At 36.7% G+C, this 20142-nt stretch carries 13 protein-coding genes; all 13 read left to right on the top strand.

Going from position 1 to position 20142, the window contains the following annotated elements; all coding sequences use genetic code 11:
• The first annotated feature begins 53 nt into the window (after window positions 1-53).
• The 13 genes from PEDSA_RS10905 (at window position 54) to PEDSA_RS10850 (ending at window position 20132) form a co-directional block, all read left to right on the top strand.
• Complete coding sequence (locus PEDSA_RS10905; protein WP_013633222.1) at window positions 54-1124, top strand: Gfo/Idh/MocA family protein; 1071 nt, start codon at window positions 54-56, stop codon at window positions 1122-1124.
• Window positions 1125-1412: 288 nt separating this feature from the next.
• Complete coding sequence (locus tag PEDSA_RS10900) at window positions 1413-3002, top strand: sodium:solute symporter family transporter (protein ID WP_013633221.1); 1590 nt, start codon at window positions 1413-1415, stop codon at window positions 3000-3002.
• Window positions 3003-3146: 144 nt separating this feature from the next.
• Window positions 3147-3917: a 2-dehydro-3-deoxy-D-gluconate 5-dehydrogenase KduD gene (gene kduD / locus PEDSA_RS10895; RefSeq protein WP_013633220.1), complete on the top strand. Its 771-nt coding sequence runs from the start codon at window positions 3147-3149 to the stop codon at window positions 3915-3917.
• Between the two features lie 205 nt (window positions 3918-4122).
• Window positions 4123-4290 (top strand): DUF5670 family protein, encoded by a 168-nt coding sequence (locus PEDSA_RS20295; protein WP_013633219.1) that lies wholly within the window; start codon window positions 4123-4125, stop codon window positions 4288-4290.
• A gap of 36 nt (window positions 4291-4326) precedes the next feature.
• Window positions 4327-4659 carry a hypothetical protein gene (locus tag PEDSA_RS10890; protein ID WP_013633218.1) on the top strand — a complete coding sequence of 111 codons (333 nt, stop codon included), beginning with the start codon at window positions 4327-4329 and terminating at the stop codon, window positions 4657-4659.
• A 65-nt stretch (window positions 4660-4724) separates the two neighbouring features.
• Window positions 4725-6119: a DUF4403 family protein gene (locus PEDSA_RS10885; RefSeq protein WP_013633217.1), complete on the top strand. Its 1395-nt coding sequence runs from the start codon at window positions 4725-4727 to the stop codon at window positions 6117-6119.
• A 188-nt stretch (window positions 6120-6307) separates the two neighbouring features.
• A complete protein-coding gene (locus tag PEDSA_RS10880; protein ID WP_013633216.1) occupies window positions 6308-6973 on the top strand; it encodes a TatD family hydrolase in 666 nt (221 codons plus the stop codon).
• 206 nt (window positions 6974-7179) lie between these two features.
• Window positions 7180-9087 carry a DNA topoisomerase IV subunit B gene (locus tag PEDSA_RS10875; protein ID WP_013633215.1) on the top strand — a complete coding sequence of 636 codons (1908 nt, stop codon included), beginning with the start codon at window positions 7180-7182 and terminating at the stop codon, window positions 9085-9087.
• Between the two features lie 20 nt (window positions 9088-9107).
• Window positions 9108-9470: a four helix bundle protein gene (locus tag PEDSA_RS10870; protein ID WP_013633214.1), complete on the top strand. Its 363-nt coding sequence runs from the start codon at window positions 9108-9110 to the stop codon at window positions 9468-9470.
• Window positions 9471-9512: 42 nt separating this feature from the next.
• A complete protein-coding gene (locus tag PEDSA_RS10865; RefSeq protein ID WP_013633213.1) occupies window positions 9513-12209 on the top strand; it encodes a DNA gyrase/topoisomerase IV subunit A in 2697 nt (898 codons plus the stop codon).
• A gap of 157 nt (window positions 12210-12366) precedes the next feature.
• Window positions 12367-15282: a triple tyrosine motif-containing protein gene (locus tag PEDSA_RS10860; RefSeq protein WP_013633212.1), complete on the top strand. Its 2916-nt coding sequence runs from the start codon at window positions 12367-12369 to the stop codon at window positions 15280-15282.
• Between the two features lie 273 nt (window positions 15283-15555).
• Window positions 15556-18567 carry a SusC/RagA family TonB-linked outer membrane protein gene (locus tag PEDSA_RS10855; RefSeq protein WP_013633211.1) on the top strand — a complete coding sequence of 1004 codons (3012 nt, stop codon included), beginning with the start codon at window positions 15556-15558 and terminating at the stop codon, window positions 18565-18567.
• Between the two features lie 11 nt (window positions 18568-18578).
• Window positions 18579-20132 carry a RagB/SusD family nutrient uptake outer membrane protein gene (locus tag PEDSA_RS10850; RefSeq protein WP_013633210.1) on the top strand — a complete coding sequence of 518 codons (1554 nt, stop codon included), beginning with the start codon at window positions 18579-18581 and terminating at the stop codon, window positions 20130-20132.
• The last annotated feature ends 10 nt before the right edge of the window (window positions 20133-20142 follow it).

The raw sequence follows: 20142 nt of genomic DNA, 5'->3' as shown, positions 1-20142 counted from the left end.
TGATACTAAGTACTAAATTATAGTGCTCTTGTGGTTAAAAATAAATATTAAAAATGCTTAAAATAGGAATATTAGGATTAGGAGAGGGCAGAAGTACCATTTCTGCTGTCTTAAATAGCAAAAAGGTTCAATTGAAAACCATGTGCGATTTAAGTGAAGAAACTTGTAAACAGCGAGCTAAAGAATTTGATTTTCATTCTTATACTACAAGTTATGAAGAAATGTTAAATGATAAGGAAATTGATATCATAGCGATTTATACACCAGATCATTTACATGCTCAGCATATTAAGCAAGCTTTGCTTCATGATAAGCATGTTATCTGCACCAAACCTTTTATAGATAACCTAAAAGATGCGAATGAGTTATTAGAGTTAGCTAGAAAGACCGGAAAGAAGGTTTTTGTTGGACAAAGTTCACGATTCTTCGAGCCGGCAAAAAGACAGCGTAAGGATTTTGAAGAAGGCATACTTGGAGATTTAATTACTATAGAGGCCCATTACCATGCGGATCACCGTTGGTTTTTAGAAAAGCCATGGGCTTTAGATGCGTCTTTTAAATGGTTATATGGAGGACTTAGCCATCCGGTAGATTTTATCCGTTGGTATTTACCAAATATCGAAGAAGTGATGGGGTACGGAATGTTAAGCTCAAACGGAAAAGCTGGCGGCTTAAAGAACGAAGACACTATGCACTTTATTTTCAAAGCTACAGATGGAAGAATTGCTCGTGTAAGCGGCGTTTATACCAGCCCGACACAGCCAACTTATCGTGATAGCGGAATGAGCACTATTTTAAGGTGTACAGAAGGCGCAAGTCAGGCAGATTACCATGAATTGCGTTATGCCGTTACAGATAGAACTGGTGAAGACAAAATTATTACCTGGGGAGATGCTACTTTGAAATATTATTACCGTTTCGAAGGCCAAAGCCATCACGCAGGAGAATATCAGAACTATATCGAATATTTTGCGGATAGTATAGAACAAGGTTTTACTGCTTATCCTGATATGAAAGAAGGTATTGGCACTTTTGCGTTATTGCAGGCTATGGACCGATCGCTGAAAACAGGGATACCTGTAAAAGTGAAGAGTTTGTTAGAGGAAAATCAGGTAGAATTATAAATGAGTTAAAAGCATTTTTACTTCCAAGCAATGTCTCCTGAAAGGGACATTGCGTTTGAGAGAAAAGCACTGTATCCTCTTGATGAATAATATGTTGTGTAGAATCAATATAAATGGTGTTAAGGTAATAGATTGCTTCGTTCCTCGCAATGACGCTCCTGTTTTTGTCATTGCGAGGAACGAAGCAATCTCATAAAGAAATAAACAAAAATACAGTGCGAATAATTAATCCGACTTATAAGAAAACTTTCAACTCTGAACTTTCAACTTTAACTCACAACCCATAAAATGGCATCTAATATTTTAGAAAAACTAACCATGCTGGACTACCTGATTGTAGTGCTTTATGTCTTGGTATTAGTTTTTATAGGTTTTAAGTCGGCATTAACGGCTAAAAAGAATAGGGAAGAAACTTTGTTTCTGGCAAACAAATCATTAACCTGGCCCAGTATAGGTTTCAATATGTGGGGGACAAATGTTGGCCCGTCTATGTTATTGGCCTTTGCCAGTATAGGTTATACTACCGGTATTGTTGCGGTAAATTTCGACTGGTATGCCTTCGTTTTTCTTTTTCTCCTGGCAGTAGTATTCGCACCTAAATATCTGGCGGCAAAAGTAAGTACTTTGCCAGAATTTATGGGAAAGCGCTACGGAGATTCCACTCAGAATATTCTGGCCTGGTATTCTTTAATTAAAATGTTAATTTCCTGGTTATCATTAGGACTTTTCGCCGGAGGTTTTTTGGTAAGACAAATTCTGGGGATTCCTATGTGGCAATCGGTAATTGTTTTGGTGACCTTAGCCGGATTCTTTACGTTTGCCGGAGGATTGAAAGCTATTGCTAAAGTGAACGTTTTTCAGATGATTTTATTGATAGCGGTATCGTTTTTACTAATGATCCTTGGTCTTAACAAAGTAGGCGGAATAACGAAGCTCTACGAATCTGTTCCGGCAAACTATTGGAATTTAATTCAACCGGCAGATAATCCGGATTATCCGTGGTATGCCATTTTATTGGGATATCCGGTAGCTGCAATCGCTTTTTTCTGTACAGACCAGGCCATGGTACAGTCGGTATTAGGTGCTAAGAATTTAGAACAGGGACAATTGGGGGTAAACTTCATTGGTTGGCTGAAAATATTATCCTTGCCATTGTTCATTCTTACAGGAGTAATTTGTTATGTGTTATTTCCTGGTTTGAAAGATCCGAACGAAGCATACATGACTATGGTAACTAACCTTTTTCCTGCCGGATTGAACGGTTTAGTGATTGTGGTATTGATAGCGGTATTAGTAGGAACAATCGGATCGTCTTTAAATTCATTAAGTACCGTTTTTACAATGGATTTATATGTTAAACGTATAAACCCAAATGCAAGTACCCAGAAGATTATTCAGGTAGGGCGTTATACGGTTGTAGCAGGGGCGGCTTTTGCGGTTCTAGTGGCTTTAGCTATAGATAGTATTAAAGGGTTAAATCTGTTTGACGTATTTCAATCCGTATTAGGTTTTATTGCACCGTCGCTTTCGGTAGTTTTCCTGTTAAGTGTTTTCTGGAAAAGAACAACCCGATTAGCAGTAAACCTGATCCTTTCCGCAGGTTCGATTTTTAGCTTAGGTGTTGGAATATGTTATTTATGGGTTTTTCCATCAAAAGAATATCCCGGGTTATGGCCGCACTATTTATTGCTGTCGTTCCTGATTTTTGCCTTTTTAATAATTGTAGCCATAGTCGTTTCTCTATTAGACAGAAATCCTGTTTCTTACCAGATGACAGCAGAAGAAAAAAGCCACACCGAACCTACAAGCAATAAAGTGAAGATTGCCTGGGGAGCGCTTTGGATAGTGATGATTGGATTGTATTTGTATTTTAGCTAGGCATGGGGGAAAACGTATGTGGCTCAATAAATTTATTGTATGTGTGCAAACGTGTTACCTATGTCTCTGGCAATGATAGTTAGAAAAATATATTGGCAATTATCAATAATAAACAATAAGTTTGGTCAATAAATTTTAGAAAAAATGAGTGTATTGAATTTATTTGATTTAACAGGAAAAAAAGCATTGGTAACCGGATGCAAAAGAGGTATTGGTAAAGCAATGGCTGTAGCTTTGGCAGAAGCGGGCGCCGATATCATTGGTGTTTCTGCATCTTTAGAGTTATCAGGAAGTCAGGTAGAAAAAGAAGTGGCAGCATTAGGTCGTTCTTTTAAAGCTTATAAATGTGATTTTTCTAAGCGTGATGATGTTTATGCTTTTATAAATCAGGTAAAGGCAGATGGTCATCAGGTAGATATTTTAATTAACAACGCAGGAACTATACTAAGAAAACCTGCAGCTGAGCATCCGGATGAATATTGGGACGAAGTGATAGATGTAAACCTTAATGCTCAATTTATAATTACCAGAGAATTTGGTAAAGATATGGTTGAGCGAGGTTATGGTAAAGTTATTTTTACAGCCTCTCTATTGACATTCCAGGGCGGTATCAATGTTCCGGGATATGCGGCAAGCAAAGGTGCTGTAGGCTCGTTGACAAAGGCTTTTGCTAATGAATGGGCTTCTAAAGGTGTAAATGTAAATGCAATTGCTCCCGGATATATAAGTACAGACAATACAGAGGCATTGAGAGAAGACGCAGATAGGAGTGCTTCTATCCTTTCAAGAATTCCTGCGGGAAGATGGGGAGAGCCGGAAGACTTTAAAGGTCCTGTAGTTTTCTTAGCGTCAAAAGCCGGAGATTATGTTCACGGAACTGTACTTACAGTAGATGGCGGCTGGATGGGAAGATAAAAAAAATCATTTCTAAAAATGATATTTTTTAAAAAGCAAGGGTTTTTGACTCTTGCTTTTTTCTTTTAATGATATTTGGTTTCTTATTCTTTTCGGTCTAATCGGTTCTTTTGAAAATAAGCCACTTGTAGGAGAATAGGCCTTATTCCGGATAAACCTTTTTGGCATCAGCTTTGTGTTTCGTTGTTAATATAATGTTATAAAAATGAGAATTTTGTTGAATGTGATAGCCATAATTTTTATATGTGGCTGGGTGTTGGGGATGTTTATTTTTAATGACAAAGTATTGGTGCATATATTGTTGGTTTTAGGAGTGTTTACTTTAGCGATAAACTTCTTAATTATAGATGAACCGATAGAAAACCGTCATTGAAATGTGAGACGAAGTTTTAAGTAAAAGAACACTGCTATGGATAATCTAAAACATCATAGAAAGGGATTCGACACGATGGTCGAAGCGTTAAATGACTTAGCGGCCAGAGGGTATTCTGGAAATCTGAAACTTAGAGAACATTATTTAGAAGAAGAGGAAAAGCAGTTGATGCTTTATCCCGAGCATTTCAAAGTGGTTGAAACCTATAGATTCGAAGGAATGTCCGATCCTGAAGATAATTCCATTATATATGCGATTGAATCGCTCGACGGAACATTTAAAGGAGTACTGGTAAATGCATATGGCGCTTATGCAGAAAGAGCTTCTTCTGATATGATAAGAGCGCTGGAAATAGATCACTACCATTAACCAATTTCCATAAGGTTTTAAATTTCCTGAAACATGATTTATATTCGCAGGAAATAAAAGACCTTATGCATAAGCGTATCTCATCCCTGCTTGTTATTTCAGGGATTCTTCTAAATGCCTGTAGTACAAGTAAAAAAATAGAGGCAATAAAACCACTTGCTGATTATTCTTCAGATAAAGTTATTTACGATAAACAACTTTCTTATATCAATATTCCGCTTGAGATTGGAGTTGCGGAAATTCAAAGTCAAACCAATAAATACTTAAATGGTATTCTTTATGAGGATAAGAATATTAACGATGATAATATTGCAGTTAAAGTAACTAAAGAGGCTCCGATAACGATAAGAGAACAGGGAGGGAATTTGTATATTGATCTTCCTTTACGGGTAAATGGAAAAGTAAGGTATGGGTTTGAAAAGTTAGGATTGTCTATGTATGATACTCGTGATTTCTATATGAACGGGACAATTAGTCTGATATCTGCTGTGGGTTTTAAGGACTGGAAATTGAATACGAGGACTGTAATTTCAGATATAAAATGGAAGGAAAGCCCATCTGTACAGATCGCAGGAAAAAACATGCCTGTTACTTATTTAATTAATCCCGCGATAACGGTATTTAAATCTATCGTGGCAAAGAAAGTAGATGATGCTATTGCTGAGACTTTAGATATTAAACCTTATGTTTTAGAAGCATTAGATAAGTTGGCCGAGCCATTTCAGGTCAATCAGGAATACAATACCTGGTTTTCTGTGCAAGCGCAGGAATTATATAGTACAAGGGCCGTAGTTGCGAATAAGAAAGTTAAGGTTGGGCTAGGGGCCAAAACCTATTTTGAAACGGTAGTAGGGCAGAAGCCGGAAAAGGTATCAGTTAAAAACATTCCGTTGAAATCGGTAGACAAAATTCAGGATCAGTTTAAAGCTAACGTAGCTGCTTATGTCACTTATCGTTATGCTGCAGGGGAAATTCAAAAGAATTTGTCTGGGCAAAAATTTGAATCAGGTAAAAAATATGTAAGCATAACCAAAATAGATTTATGGGGAAAGGAAGGTAAAATGATTGTTGCAGCCGACATGATTGGTTCTGTAAACGGAACATTTTATCTTGTTGGTGTACCCGTTTATGATGCGGTTAAAAAGGAAGTGATTTTAGATCAGGTTGATTTTATACTTGACTCAAAAAGCAAGCTTTTAAGAACAGCAGACTGGTTAGCGCATGGTATGATTGTAAAGAAAATAGCTGAAAATTGCAGATTTTCTATTGCTAACCAGCTTTCTGATGGGGAGAAGGCAATGAAAGGGTATCTCAACAATTATCAGCCAGCAAAAGGAATTATAGTCAACGGTACTTTAGGGACATTAAGTCCAGATAAGATTATACTCACACCGAATGCAATTGTTGCTATGGTAACTGCAAACGGGAAAGTAAATATTAAGATTGAGGGAATGGATTGATCTTTTTGCTGTTAGTCTTATCGTCCATAGTCGATGGTAATAAGTTGCAGTGTCAAAAGTATTCTTTCCTGAGAGAGCGTTAATGACCGGGGATTAGGGAATAAATGCCTATAATGAATTAACAGTAGAAATAGCTGTCTGAGATTTGTATCTACTTACTAATAACTCAATAAAATTGAATCGTGAAGATGCCGTTAGAAAAGAAATTTATCAATATCCATTCACATAGAAAGCCCCAATCTGCTGATGAGTGGGTATTGAGAAATGCTTTTCACAAACTATCTACAGATCGGGTTAAAGGACTGAATTATTTCGTTTCTGTCGGATTGCATCCCTGGTATGTTGATTCAACGTTTGAGCAGAAGATCGAACATGTTACTACTCTTTTAACCTTGCCTAATGTGCTGGCTATGGGTGAAATTGGTTTAGATCGGGCTTGTACTGTTGATTTTGACCTTCAGCGAAAAGCTTTTGAAATACAGATTGAATTGGCAGAAACTCATAACTTACCAGTTATTATTCATGCGGTAAGAACGTATTCTGATTTAATACGCTATCTGAAAAAATCATCTGTAACCTTTATTTTACATCAATATAGAGGGAATGAGGAGCAAACCAGACAATTATTGCAATTAGATAATGTGTTTTTTTCTTTTGGCATAGATTTAATCAATCATGATAAAGTAAAGCGTACATTTTTGCAAATTCCGTTAAACAAAGTTTTTTTAGAAACAGATGTGGCTGATCTCTCCATTCAATCGGTATACAAAGAAGCAGCTTTTTTATTGGGCAAGAATACAACTGAATTGCAAGAACATATTTATAAAACTTTTAAAAGTATAAGTCATTTTTAAATATAAATACCTTTTTGATGTAAAAAATGTCTAAATGTTCAAAAAACTCCTTTGCGTACTTTGCTTAAAATTTTAGCTTTGTATCTGGTGTTTTTTGTGATTTGCTAAAAAGTTTTGAATATTGTATTGCATAAACAAAATTCTTAAATAGAATTTGCGATTAGCTTTTTACTTTTCATGCTCACCTTTTTACTTTATTTAAACGCATGGCAGAACTTAGTGTAAATTACAGTGAAGATAGTATCCGTTCCCTGGATTGGAAAGAACATATACGGTTAAGACCCGGTATGTATATTGGAAAACTAGGAGATGGCTCGGCTTATGACGATGGTATATACGTTCTTTTAAAAGAGATTGTCGACAACTCTATCGACGAGTTCGTTATGGGAGCTGGAAAAACAATCGACATTTCTGTTTATGACCACAAAATTTATGTCAGAGATTATGGTCGTGGAATCCCTTTAGGTAAAGTGATTGATTGTGTTAGCAAGATTAATACCGGAGGTAAATATGATTCCAAAGCTTTCCAAAAGTCGGTAGGATTGAATGGTGTTGGTACTAAAGCTGTGAATGCACTATCGTCAACATTTACCGTACAGTCTTATCGTGATGGAAAATCAAAAAAGGCCGAATTTACCAAAGGGGAGTTAATTGGCGATAATCCTGAAATAGAGACAACACAAAGAAATGGAACTTCAATCCATTTTGTTCCCGACGATACCATTTTTAGAAACTTTAGATTTATACCGGAGTTTGTAGAGAACATGATTTGGAATTATGTTTTCCTTAATGCCGGGCTTACTATTAATTTCAATAACCAGAAATACTTTTCTGAAAAAGGTCTGCATGATCTTTTGATAAGAAATACAGACGCGGAAACAAACCGATATCCTATCATTCATTTAAAAGGTGAGGATATTGAAATAGCAATGACTCATGGACAACAATACGGAGAAGAGTATTATTCCTTTGTCAACGGCCAGCATACAACACAGGGTGGTACGCATCAACAAGCATTTAGAGAAGCTGTTGTAAAAACTATCAGAGAATTCTATAAAAAAGAATTTGACGCATCGGATATCAGGGCGTCCATTGTAGCCGCTATTTCTATCCGGGTTCAGGAACCGGTGTTTGAATCTCAAACCAAAACTAAACTTGGATCTTTGAATGTTGGTCCGGACGGTCCAACAGTAAGGACTTTTATTAACGATTTCGTAAAAAAAGAGCTGGATGATTATCTGCATAAACATCCTGATGTGGCAGATGGCCTTTTAAAACGTATTTTACAGTCGGAGAGAGAACGTAAGGATATTGCCGGAATTAAGAAGCTTGCCAATGAAAGAGCTAAGAAGGCCAGCTTACATAATCGGAAGCTGAGAGATTGTAAATGGCATTTAGACGATGAAAAGCAACCCGAGGAAAATAGAAAAAAGACTACGCTTTTTATTACAGAGGGTGATTCTGCATCTGGATCTATTACCAAAGCAAGAGATGTAAATACACAAGGCGTTTTTAGTTTGAAAGGTAAACCGCTGAACTCTTTCGGTTTGACAAAAAAAGTGGTTTATGAGAATGAGGAGTTTAACCTGCTTCAACATGCTTTGAACATCGAAGACGGCTTAGACGGTTTGCGCTATAATAATATTGTGATTGCAACAGATGCCGACGTTGACGGTATGCATATTCGTCTGCTACTGCTGACTTTCTTTTTGCAGTTCTTCCCCGATTTAGTAAAAACAGGGCATGTTTATATCTTACAAACGCCTTTATTCAGGGTAAGAAATAAGAAAGAAACGATTTATTGTTACAGTGATGAAGAGCGCGTTCTGGCTATCAATAAATTAGGTAATAAACCAGAAATAACCCGATTTAAAGGGTTAGGAGAGATTTCTCCGAATGAATTTGAAGGCTTTATAGGTGAAGATATGCGCTTGGATCCGGTAATTCTTTCTTCTGATGTAAAGATTAAGAACTTACTGGAATATTATATGGGAAAAAACACCCCGGAAAGACAAAAGCATATTGTTCAGAACTTGAGAATAGAAAAGGACGAAGCAGACATTATAGCGAAAGCAGAGGCTGACGCTGAAGCAGAGACGTTAGTGGTTGCTTAATGTTAAATGTTTAATGCTTAATGAAGCCTGATAATCTAATTTTAGATAAATCCTTTGAATTTTCATTGTTAATAATAGCGTTTTATAAGACAATGATTGTTCATAAAGAATTTGTACTCTCCAAGCAATTGTTAAGAAGTTCAACAAGTATTGGTGCAAATGTTAGAGAGGCTTCTGCAGCACAAACAAAAAAAGATTTTATAGCAAAAATGTCAATAGCCTCAAAAGAAGCAAGAGAAAGTGAATATTGGCTTTTATTAATAGAGAAAAGTAAAATCGTAGATATAGACTGTTCTATAGAGCTTCAAAAAGCAACAGAGCTAATTAGAATTTTGACATCTATAGTAAAAACTGCTCAAGCAAGTTTAAATCAAAATAATTAAGACATTAAAAATTCAACATCAAACATTAAACATTAAAAGTTGATGGAAGAAAACGAAGACGAAATATTACATAATGTAATACCTATTTCCGGATTGTACGAAAATTGGTTTTTAGATTATGCTTCATACGTAATTTTAGATAGGGCAGTACCTCATATCAATGACGGACTAAAACCAGTACAGCGTCGTATCCTTCACTCGCTGAAGGAAATGGATGACGGTCGTTTTAATAAGGTGGCGAACGTTATTGGTAATACCATGAAATACCATCCGCATGGAGATGCGTCTATCGGAGATGCGATGGTACAGATTGGCCAGAAAGATCTTCTGATAGATACGCAGGGAAACTGGGGAGATCCTATTACCGGAGACTCCGCTGCTGCTGCGAGGTATATCGAGGGACGTTTATCCAAGTTCGCCTTAGAAGTAGTTTTTAATCCGGACACTACAGACTGGCAGTTGTCTTATGATGGTAGAAACAGGGAACCCGTTACATTGCCAGTAAAATTTCCCTTGTTACTGGCTCAGGGAGCGGAAGGTATTGCGGTAGGTTTAGCGACAAAGGTAATGCCTCATAACTTTATTGAACTCATCGATGCATCAATAGAAGTGCTTAGAGGAAACAGACCAAATATACTTCCTGATTTTCCCACCGGAGGTCTGGCTGATTTTTCTCAATATAATGAAGGTCAAAGAGGCGGTAAAATCAGAGTTAGGGCTAAAATATCAGAACTGGATAAAAAGACTTTGGTTATTAGTGAGATTCCTTACTCCACTACCACTACTGGCTTAATTGACAGTATCATTGCAGCCAATGATAAGGGAAAGATAAAAATCAAGAAAATAGAGGATAATACTGCTAAAAACGTAGAAATAGTTATCCATCTGGCTCCTGGTATCTCTCCGGACCTGACAATAGATGCACTTTACGCATTTACCGCTTGTGAAACTTCCATATCACCAAACACCTGTGTAATAAAGAAAGACAAGCCGCATTTTATGAGTGTTAATGATATACTCATAGAAAGCACAAATTATACAAAAGCATTACTGAAGAGAGAGCTTGAAATTAAACTTCATGACCTGCAGGAGAAGATTTTTTTCAGTTCTTTATTAAAGATATTTATTCAGGAAGGAATGTATAAAAATCCTGAATATGAAAATTCATCAAACTTTGAAGAAGTAGTTAAAGTATTACACCGTTTGTTCGATCCTTTTAAATCTTCTCTATATCGCGAGATAGAGGCAGAAGATTTTAAGAAGTTGATTGATAAACCAATGAGTAGTATTACACGGTTTGACGTGAAGAAGGCAGATGAACAGATGGCTGCTTTAGAAAAAGATATTACTCTGGTTAAGAAAAACTTAAGACACCTTACAGACTTCGCTATAGATTACTTTCTGAGACTGAAAGATAAATTTGGTAAGGGAAGGGAACGTAAAACAGAAATCAGGGCTTTTGATAGAGTAGAAGCAGCGCATGTTGCCCTGGCGAACGTTAAATTCTATGTAAACCGTGAGGATGGATTTGTTGGAACCGGCTTAAAAAAAGACGAATATCTATTCGACTGTTCTGATATCGACGATATCATTGTTTTCCGTGAAGACGGAAGTTTTATAGTAACCAAGGTACAGGATAAAACTTTCGTTGGGAAAGGGATTTTACATGTCGGAATCTTTAAGAAGAATGATGACAGAACAACTTATAACATGATTTATCGCGATGGTAAATCCGGGACGGCTTATATCAAACGTTTTGCTGTAGGTGGGGTTACCAGGGATAAGGAATACGACTTAACTAAAGGCACCAAGGGATCGAAAGTATTGTATTTTACGGCAAATCCTAATGGGGAGGCTGAGGTTGTTAATATCGCATTAAAACCGATGTCTAAACTTAGGAAGCTAAGCTTTGATATTGATTTTGCAGAAATAGCAATCAAAGGAAGAGGCTCGCAGGGAAATATTGCAACCAAATTCGCTATTAAGAAAATCACCCTGAAATCAAAAGGAGTGTCGACACTTGCCGGAAGAAAGATTTGGTATGACGATATCGTAAAACGTTTGAATGAAAATGGTCACGGTAAATTCTTAGGAGAATTTCAGGCGGAAGATAAAATACTTTGCGTTTTTGAAGATGGTAGTTATGAATTGAGCAGTTTCGATTTAACGAATCATTTTGATGATAAGATGATAAGAATCGAAAAGTATGATCCAGAGCGAATTTACGCTGCAATCCATCTCGATGGCAAGTCTAAAAATTACTACATCAAGCGTTTTAAATTCGAGGATATTGCAATAGGTAAACGTTTTGGCTTTATCAACGAGGACCCGGGCTCTAAATTATTGATCCTGACAAAGGCTAAAAATCCGATCGTTAAAATAGAGTCTCTAAAAGGTAAAACCCAGCTTCATGACGAAGTGGAAGTTGATCTTTCAGAAATGATAGATGTTAAAGGAATAAAGGCTCAGGGAAACAGGTTGAGTCCTAACGATGTGCAAAAAGTAACCTTGTTAACAGAGGAAGAAACGGAAGAAAAAGAAGAGCTAGACGAGGAAAACATTGACGTAGAGGGAGGGTTTGATGAAAGCGAGGACGAATCGGCTGAAGAAGAGACTGAAACTCCTTTGGAAACCCCTAAGCCTAAGTTTGTGTCCGACTTTAAACAAACAAAAAAAGTAGACTTTGAAATAACTAATCCAGAAGACCTGGAGGATAACGGGCAGCTGGATTTATTTTAAGAATATTTAAATCGCGAATAAAAGGTTCTGGCTGGATGATGGTCAGAACCTTTTATTTTTTGTAGCAAATTTATTATTTGATAAACTTATGTTTATTGCGGAAATTTAGTGGAACCAATATCCTTAACCTGTTAACATATATAAGCGTCAATGGCCCATGAGATTTAACACGAACCTTTCAGTTTACAGTTTATTAGCAGTCCTTTTATTTTTTTATCCGAAACTTTACGCAGGTATTGATATCCAAAAAGTAGGAGTACCTTTTATAGAGAATTATACCAAATCCCAGTACAAAGCAGCAAATCAGAATTGGGCGATAACGCAGGATGAGCACAACATTATTTATGTGGCAAATAATGAAGGCCTATTAACATTTGATGGAAGTATCTGGAAGCATTTCGAAGCCAATAATAAAATTATTCTTCGAGCGGTAGCCGCAGATGGGAAGGGGAAAGTATTTACCGGCGGTTTTGAAGATTTTGGCTATTGGCACTACGACTCTAAGGGTATTTTACGGTATAAAAGTCTGACTCCTTTGTTACCAAAAGGCGTAAGTTTAACCGATGAAATCTGGAAAATATATATAGACGGCCATCGTGTATTGTTTCAGTCATTCTCAAAAATTTTTATCTATGAAAATGGAAAAATCAAAACTGTGGATGACAAAGAAGCCCAGAGTCAGCCTTATTTGTTTCTACACAAGGTTGGACGTAAATTCTTTGTAGAGGTAATTAATAGGGGGCTTTACGAGTTAAAGGGTAATAAGATACTTCCTATTAATGGAAGCGAGTTTTTGGGACAAACCGGAATCTTAAGTATGCTACCTTTCGAAAATCAAAAGATACTGATTGGTACAGCAAAAAATGGATTGTTTTTATACGATGGCAGTAAGTTTGAAAAATGGGAAAATAAAGCAGATGATTATTTAAAAACTTATCAACTGAACAATGGAGTAAAGGTTTTTGAAGACTATTATGCATTTGGAACTATTTTAAAAGGAGTGGTTATTTTGGATAAGGAAGGAAATGTGGTTCAGCAAATCGAAAAATCCAACGGACTCCAGAATAACACAATCTTGGGGTTATTAGTAGATAAGGAGCAGAATCTTTGGTGTGCGCTGGATAATGGAATAGACAGGATAGAAATCAATTCACCATTATATTTTTATTTAGATAAGTCCGGGAAGTTTGGTACGATTTACTCCAGCATTATACATAATGGCTATATCTATTTGGGTACTAATCAAGGTCTGTTTTATAGTAGCTGGATTGGTAAGGACCAGAAAAAGCAAAGTTTTGAATTCAATTTGGTGAAAAATAGCCAGGGACAGGTGTGGGATTTATCCGTGTTTGATAATAACCTGATTTGCGGTCACAATACAGGAACTTATTTGGTAAATGGTACCGAATTGGAAAAAATATCACCTGTAAATGGAGGATGGTTTATTACGCGATCCAATCTTAATCCTGAGATTCTTATTCAGGGCACATATACGGGACTGGTTACTTATAAAAGAAACCCTCAGGGGAAATTTGAAATGTTACATAGACTGACTGGTTTTTCGGGACCATTAAGATATGTTCAACAAGATGATAAAGGGTACCTCTGGGTTAGTCATGTTTATAAAGGAGTATTTAAACTGAAGCTGTCTGCAGATTATTCAAAAGTTACAGAATTCAGGGAATATGGTATAAATAATGGCTTACCAAGTGATTATAAGATCAACATATTTAATCTTAACGGGAGAATCGTATTCTCCACCGATAAGGGATTTTATATTTATGACGAAATAGACGATAACTTCCACAATTATAGCCAGCTGAATAGTAAACTGGGATCCTTTTCAAAATCAAATAAGATTATAAAGGCAGACGGCAACCAATATTGGTTCATCAGAAAAGGAAATATCTCTTTTGTTGATTTTGGAAAGCCGGGACAGCTGGACATAGATTCTAATATGTTTAGGGTTCTTAAAGACAGAATGTTTAGAGACTATGAAAATGTCAATAAAATCAATAATGATTTTTATCTGATCAGTATTGATGATGGTTTTGTAGTATTTAATAAAGCTGATCAAATAGGAAAAGGAGAAAAGTTACCAAAGGTTATTATTGGTCAAATGGAGACAACCGGTAATGCTTTCTCTATTATATCCAATTTGGGACTTCTTGGTAGAGACATAACCATAAACAATCGGGATAAAAATATCAGAATCAACTATTCTCTTCCTTATTATAAGCTTGGAGATATCAAATACCAATATGCTTTAGATGGTTATTCCTCTCAATGGTCAGAATGGAGTAACCAGGCACAAAAGGACTTTACCAATTTACCTTCGGGAGATTATGTATTTAAGGTTCGGGCAAAATTTAATGAACAGCTAATTTCAGGAGTTTCAGAACTTAAATTTACTATTCAACCACCGTTTTACGCAACAAAATTAGCATTTCTGATTTATATTATACTTCTGATATTCATTGCTTTTTATTTATCACGATGGTATAAGAAGAATCTGATCAGACATCAGCAAAAAATAGAGGAAAGGATGCAGAGGGAAAAGGAAGAACAATTAAAGGAAGAAAGTATCATTAATGAGCAAAAGCTGATAAAATTAAAAGCTGAGAAATTGGAAGCTGAATTAATGAGCAAGGCTCGGGAGGCAACAAATTCGGCGATGAATATTGTTTATAAAAATGAATTATTACAAAAAATTCGGGAAGAAATTCAGGAATTGAAAGATGAGAATGGTAAGAAATTATCTGAAGACCAGTTAAGGAGAATTCAGAAAGTTATAGACGAAGGAATGACAGATGAAAGGGATTGGGATTTATTTGAAAAAAGCTTTAACGGTACTCATGAAAATTTTTTCCATAAGCTGAAAGTGAATCACCCTGATTTAGTTCCTAATGATTTAAAACTTTGTGCCTATCTAAGAATGAATATGAGTAGTAAAGAAATGGCCTCTTTACTTAACATTACCCTAAGAGGTGTTGAAATTCGAAGATATAGATTACGTAAAAAATTGCAGGTTCCTCATGATAAGAATCTCGTTGAGTTTTTAATGGAGCTATAATTCACTACACATTTACTACATCATTACCTCTCATCGGCTTATTTATGAGCATCTCGATGAGAGGTTTTTTTTATGTCCCTGATATAGTTTGAAATGCTTGAAATTATTGCTTATCAGGTGTTTAAATACGTGTTTTCTTCTTTTCTTTAAAAAGCTGCATGATTTATGATGTAGTCTTGTAGAGTTTATTTTTTTTACAAGAGCAATAATTCTACTCAACTTTATAAGACAAAACACCAGTTATCATAACACTAACTAATTAATTGATTTATTATGAAAGGGAAATTATTACTGTTTTTCTATCTGATTTCCGTTAGTTATGTTTTTGGTCAAAACATAAAAGTAAGCGGCACAGTGACAGACGCTTCTGACCAGGGACCACTAATAGGAGTTGCAGTGAGCGTGAAAGGTAGCACTACAGCTACTCAGACCAATGTGGATGGTAATTTCACGATAGACGTTCCGGCAAATGGAACGCTAGTTTTTAGCTACATCGGTTATGCAACCAAAGAAGTAGCGGTTAACAACCAAGCCAATATTAATGTGACGCTTTCTTCCGGCCTTCAGGAGTTGGAACAAGTAGTTGTTGTTGGTTACGGAACGCAAAGAAAGCGAGATGTAACAGGTACAGTAGCAAGTGTAAAGGGTGAAGAAATTGAAAAGATGACGGTAACAAACCCGATAAATGCATTGCAAGGTAAGGTACCGGGATTGACCATTTCTAATTCAGGCACACCTGGCGCTACGGGAACTGTTAGAATAAGGGGGATTGCAAGTACGAATAACTCGGATCCTTTATATGTTGTTGATGGGGTATTACAGGACAATATAGATTATTTAAATCCGGCAGACATAGAAACCATTGATTTGTTGAAAGATGCTTCTTCCACAGCAATTTATGGTTTACGAGGTGCAAATGGTGTGATAGCAATAACAACGAAAAGGGCAGCGAGGGGAAAAAGTGTAGTGAACCTTAGCAGTACCGTGGGTGTACAACATGTCCAAAAGCAAATTGACGTTACTGATGCAGAAGGATTTAAGAAACTATATTCTGCAACATTAGCTAATTTGGGATCAACCCCTTTCGATTTTAAAAATTATACCGCCAATACTGATTGGCAAAAGGAAATTCTTAGGAATGCTTATATCAATACAAACTCCCTAAGCATTTCAAATACAGGAGAGAAAAGTACCACTTTGGTAAACGTTGGTTATAGTGATCAGGACGGTGTAGTTAAATACAGTAACTTTAAAAAGTTTATAGCTCGTTTAAGTCAGGAAACTAAAGTTAATGATGCCATAAGAGTTGGTGGTGATATAACAGGATATCATTTCAGGAATGAGCCTATGAGAGTAAATCTTAACTCCGCTGTTTGGGCTGTGCCAATTGTCCCAATTAGAAGTGAAGATGGATTATTTAACGCCATGCCTTCTTTTCAGCGAATACAGGTAGCTAATCCAGTTTATGCAGCCGAAAGGTTAAGAAATACTTCGGTAGATAGGGGATACCGTGCTACCGGAAGTTTATTTGGTGAAATTAAATTCCTTAAAGATTTTACATGGAAATCTACAGTATATACCGATTTAAGGTTTAATAATTTACGGTCATATACTCCTCTTCCCTATACAGTAGTATATCTTGGTGAAGGAACAAGTCCTACAACTACTTTTTTTGACAAATCTAGCAGAACCACAGTTTTTCAGGAAGCATTCGAAAGAAGAATGTTTCAACAAGATCACACGTTGAATTTTGATAAGGTTTTGAAAGAGGATCATCGGATTAATGCGATGGTGGGCTTTACGACGGTTAATATTTCGAATACAAATTTAAACGGATCCAGGACGGATTCTACGTTGGTGGTACCAAACGATCCTAATTTATGGTATCTTGATATTATCAGTAAAGACAATATTACCTCGGTAGGCGGAACGGGAAGGCTAGAGTCTAACGTCGGTGTTTTTGGACGTTTAAGCTATGCTTATAGGAATAAATATTTATTAAACGCTACTATTCGGAGAGATGGAAGTTCCAAATTTGCACCAGAAAACAGATGGGGAACTTTTGGCAGTGTTGGTTTAGGTTGGGTAGCTAGTGAAGAGGATTTTTTCAAAGACAACATTAAAGGAATCGACTTTTTGAAGTTAAGAGCGGCCTGGGGAAAATTAGGAAACTCTAATTCTTTCACCGATAACGCTTATCAGCAATTATTAAACACTGGCTCCGGTGCAGTATTTGGTGATTATATCTATCCTGCTATAAAACGAAGATTCGATCCAGATCCGAATTTGCATTGGGAGGTGATTCAGGGCTTAGATATTGGTATGGATGTACGGGCTTTAGAGAACAGATTAAGTGCCGAATTGAATTATTACAATAAGCAAACAACAGATCTTTTTACCACTGTTATTCTTCCAAATAGTAATGATGATATACCTTATTATACTAATTTGGGAAAAGTAACTAATAAGGGAGTGGAGATTTCTTTGGGGTGGAACGATAATTTGGGCGAAGATTTCAGTTACAGCGTAGGAGGAAATTTTTCATACGTTAAAAATAAAGTGGTTTCAATAGGGAATACTTCTAATTTTCAATTAATCGGAAATGGAGGGGCTAACCTGACAGAAACTGGGAAATCAATCGGTTATTTTTATGGTTACAGACAGGTAGGTATTTACCAGACTACAGCTGATTTGGATAGAATGCCGGCTATGCCGACTTCATTACCGGGAGATATCGCTTTCGAAGATACAAATGGCGACGGTGTGATTACACCTGCAGATAGAACATATCTGGGTACACCTTTCCCTCCTTATAGTTATGGTTTTAGCGTTTCCGTTGCCTATAAAGGTTTTGACGCAAGCATAGATGGACAGGGAGTGGCCGGCAATAAGATTTATGCACAATGGAAAACAGCTAGTTTTACACAATTAAACTACCCGGCAAACCGATTGAATGCATGGACAGGCCCAGGATCAACTAATATAGAACCAATCATTAATTCCAGAAGTAACAATTTGCTTTTTAGTTCCTACTTTCTCGAAGACGGAAGTTATTTCAGAATACGCAATGTTCAACTAGGATATACTTTTAATCCGCAAATGTTAACAAAGGCCGGAATTCAAAAATTAAGAATTTATTTAAGCGGGCAGAATATTAAGACCTGGAGTAAGGTAAGTGGTTATAGTCCTGAAGCACAGTTAAGTAGTATAACTGCAGGCGGTGCAGATAATGGTGTATATCCAGTACCTTCAATTTATTCATTTGGTTTAAATCTGACATTTTAATTGGTAAACACATGAAAACTTATAATAAAATATTGAAAAATCCAGCTTACCTGTTGATGGTCGGGGTTGTATTTTCCATGATTTTGGGCTGTAAAGACTTTTTGGATACAACTAAGCAGGGGGAATATACATCAGATAATTACCCTTATCCGGGAGGATCTGGACCCTATGACGAATACTTATTTGGGGCATATAATGATTTACGCTCTTATGATATGCATTGCAGAGGGTTTTTCTTAGCAACGAGTGTTAGAAGTGACGATGCAGACAAAGGAAGTAGCCCTACTGATGGTGGCGCTGATGCACTTACCATGGATAATTTTCCGGTAGCACCAAATAACGGGGCTATAAATGAATTATGGAAGGGACATTTTGCCATAATTATTAAATGTAATATTGCGTTAGATCAGATAGCGAATAATACTGGAATTACTGCAAGTGAGGACCAAAAATTATTGGCACAAGCAGAAGCCAGATGCTTGCGAGGATATGCTTATTTTAATTTGGTGAGATTTTTTGGGAGAGTACCTTTAATAGATAAGGTTCTTTCCGCAGATCAGCCTAATACAGCTCAGGTGGGGCCAGATCAGTTGTATCCTTTTATAGAGAATGATTTACAGTTCGCGGCTGCCAATCTTCCTGTGAATTGGGATAGAAAGTTTGTCGGTCGTTTAACGAAAGGTGTAGCGAATGGATTACTTGCAAAAGTTTATTTAACGCAACAAAAATGGGGAGCAGCTATGTCTGCCGCAAATATGGTAATGACTTCGGGTCAATATGATTTATCTATGTCATATTCCAGCATATTTGGCGAAAGTGGAGAAAATGGTAAAGAGTCTGTTTTTGAAGTTCAGGCCACGGCTTCCGCGGCTGTTCCTACTGCGAATGGAGCCGAAATTACGCAATGGCAGGGTGTAAGGGGGCCTGGTGATTGGAACCTGGGATACGGTTTTAATGTGCCTAATAACAATCTTTCAAATGCTTATGAGCCTAACGATCCGAGAAAGGCAAGGACGTTCCTTTATCGAAGCGATGCTAATAATACTTATAAAACAGTGTATGGCGAAAATACAGGTACTACATGGGAAAATCCAATATATAATCATAAAGTGTACACAAATCCCACATATAGGGCATTGTATAATAATAGAGCAGGCAGATGGATGAATATACGGCTGTTGCGTTATGCAGATGTAGTCTTGATGTATGCAGAGGCTGCAAATGAGGTAGGGGGAACTGGTAATACAACAGAAGCATTAAAAGCACTTAATAGTGTAAGAGCAAGAGCAAGAATAGGAGCCCCGGCGGGAACTTTACCAGATATTACAACAACGGATCAAGGGGTGTTAAGAGAAGCTATCAGACACGAGCGCAGAATTGAACTGGCAATGGAATACGATCGTTTCTTTGATTTGGTAAGATGGGGAATTTCAGGTTCGGTATTACCAGCGGCAGGCAGACCTAATTTTGTTGCAGCCCGAGATAACTTATTGCCTATCCCGCAAGCACAGATAGATTTAAGTAAAGAGCCTTATAAACTCACACAAAATCCTCTGTATAATTAATCTTAAAGTT

This window comes from Pseudopedobacter saltans DSM 12145 (genome assembly GCF_000190735.1).
GTDB classification, from domain to species: Bacteria; Bacteroidota; Bacteroidia; order Sphingobacteriales; family Sphingobacteriaceae; genus Pseudopedobacter; species Pseudopedobacter saltans.
The sequence above is the reverse complement of the archived record's forward strand: the minus strand, read 5'-3'. Positions and strand labels throughout refer to the sequence as shown.

What these genes read in the sequence shown, in the direction of transcription:
- PEDSA_RS10870 (WP_013633214.1), top strand. Translation starts at nt 9,108, where the DNA reads ATGAAGCCTGATAATCTAATTTTAGATAAATCCTTTGAATTTTCATTG.
- PEDSA_RS10860 (WP_013633212.1), top strand. Translation starts at nt 12,367, where the DNA reads ATGAGATTTAACACGAACCTTTCAGTTTACAGTTTATTAGCAGTCCTT.
- PEDSA_RS10905 (WP_013633222.1), top strand. Translation starts at nt 54, where the DNA reads ATGCTTAAAATAGGAATATTAGGATTAGGAGAGGGCAGAAGTACCATT.
- PEDSA_RS10850 (WP_013633210.1), top strand. Translation starts at nt 18,579, where the DNA reads ATGAAAACTTATAATAAAATATTGAAAAATCCAGCTTACCTGTTGATG.
- PEDSA_RS10855 (WP_013633211.1), top strand. Translation starts at nt 15,556, where the DNA reads ATGAAAGGGAAATTATTACTGTTTTTCTATCTGATTTCCGTTAGTTAT.
- PEDSA_RS10885 (WP_013633217.1), top strand. Translation starts at nt 4,725, where the DNA reads ATGCATAAGCGTATCTCATCCCTGCTTGTTATTTCAGGGATTCTTCTA.
- PEDSA_RS10880 (WP_013633216.1), top strand. Translation starts at nt 6,308, where the DNA reads ATGCCGTTAGAAAAGAAATTTATCAATATCCATTCACATAGAAAGCCC.
- PEDSA_RS10865 (WP_013633213.1), top strand. Translation starts at nt 9,513, where the DNA reads ATGGAAGAAAACGAAGACGAAATATTACATAATGTAATACCTATTTCC.
- PEDSA_RS10875 (WP_013633215.1), top strand. Translation starts at nt 7,180, where the DNA reads ATGGCAGAACTTAGTGTAAATTACAGTGAAGATAGTATCCGTTCCCTG.
- PEDSA_RS10900 (WP_013633221.1), top strand. Translation starts at nt 1,413, where the DNA reads ATGGCATCTAATATTTTAGAAAAACTAACCATGCTGGACTACCTGATT.
- PEDSA_RS10890 (WP_013633218.1), top strand. Translation starts at nt 4,327, where the DNA reads ATGGATAATCTAAAACATCATAGAAAGGGATTCGACACGATGGTCGAA.
- PEDSA_RS20295 (WP_013633219.1), top strand. Translation starts at nt 4,123, where the DNA reads ATGAGAATTTTGTTGAATGTGATAGCCATAATTTTTATATGTGGCTGG.
- kduD (WP_013633220.1), top strand. Translation starts at nt 3,147, where the DNA reads ATGAGTGTATTGAATTTATTTGATTTAACAGGAAAAAAAGCATTGGTA.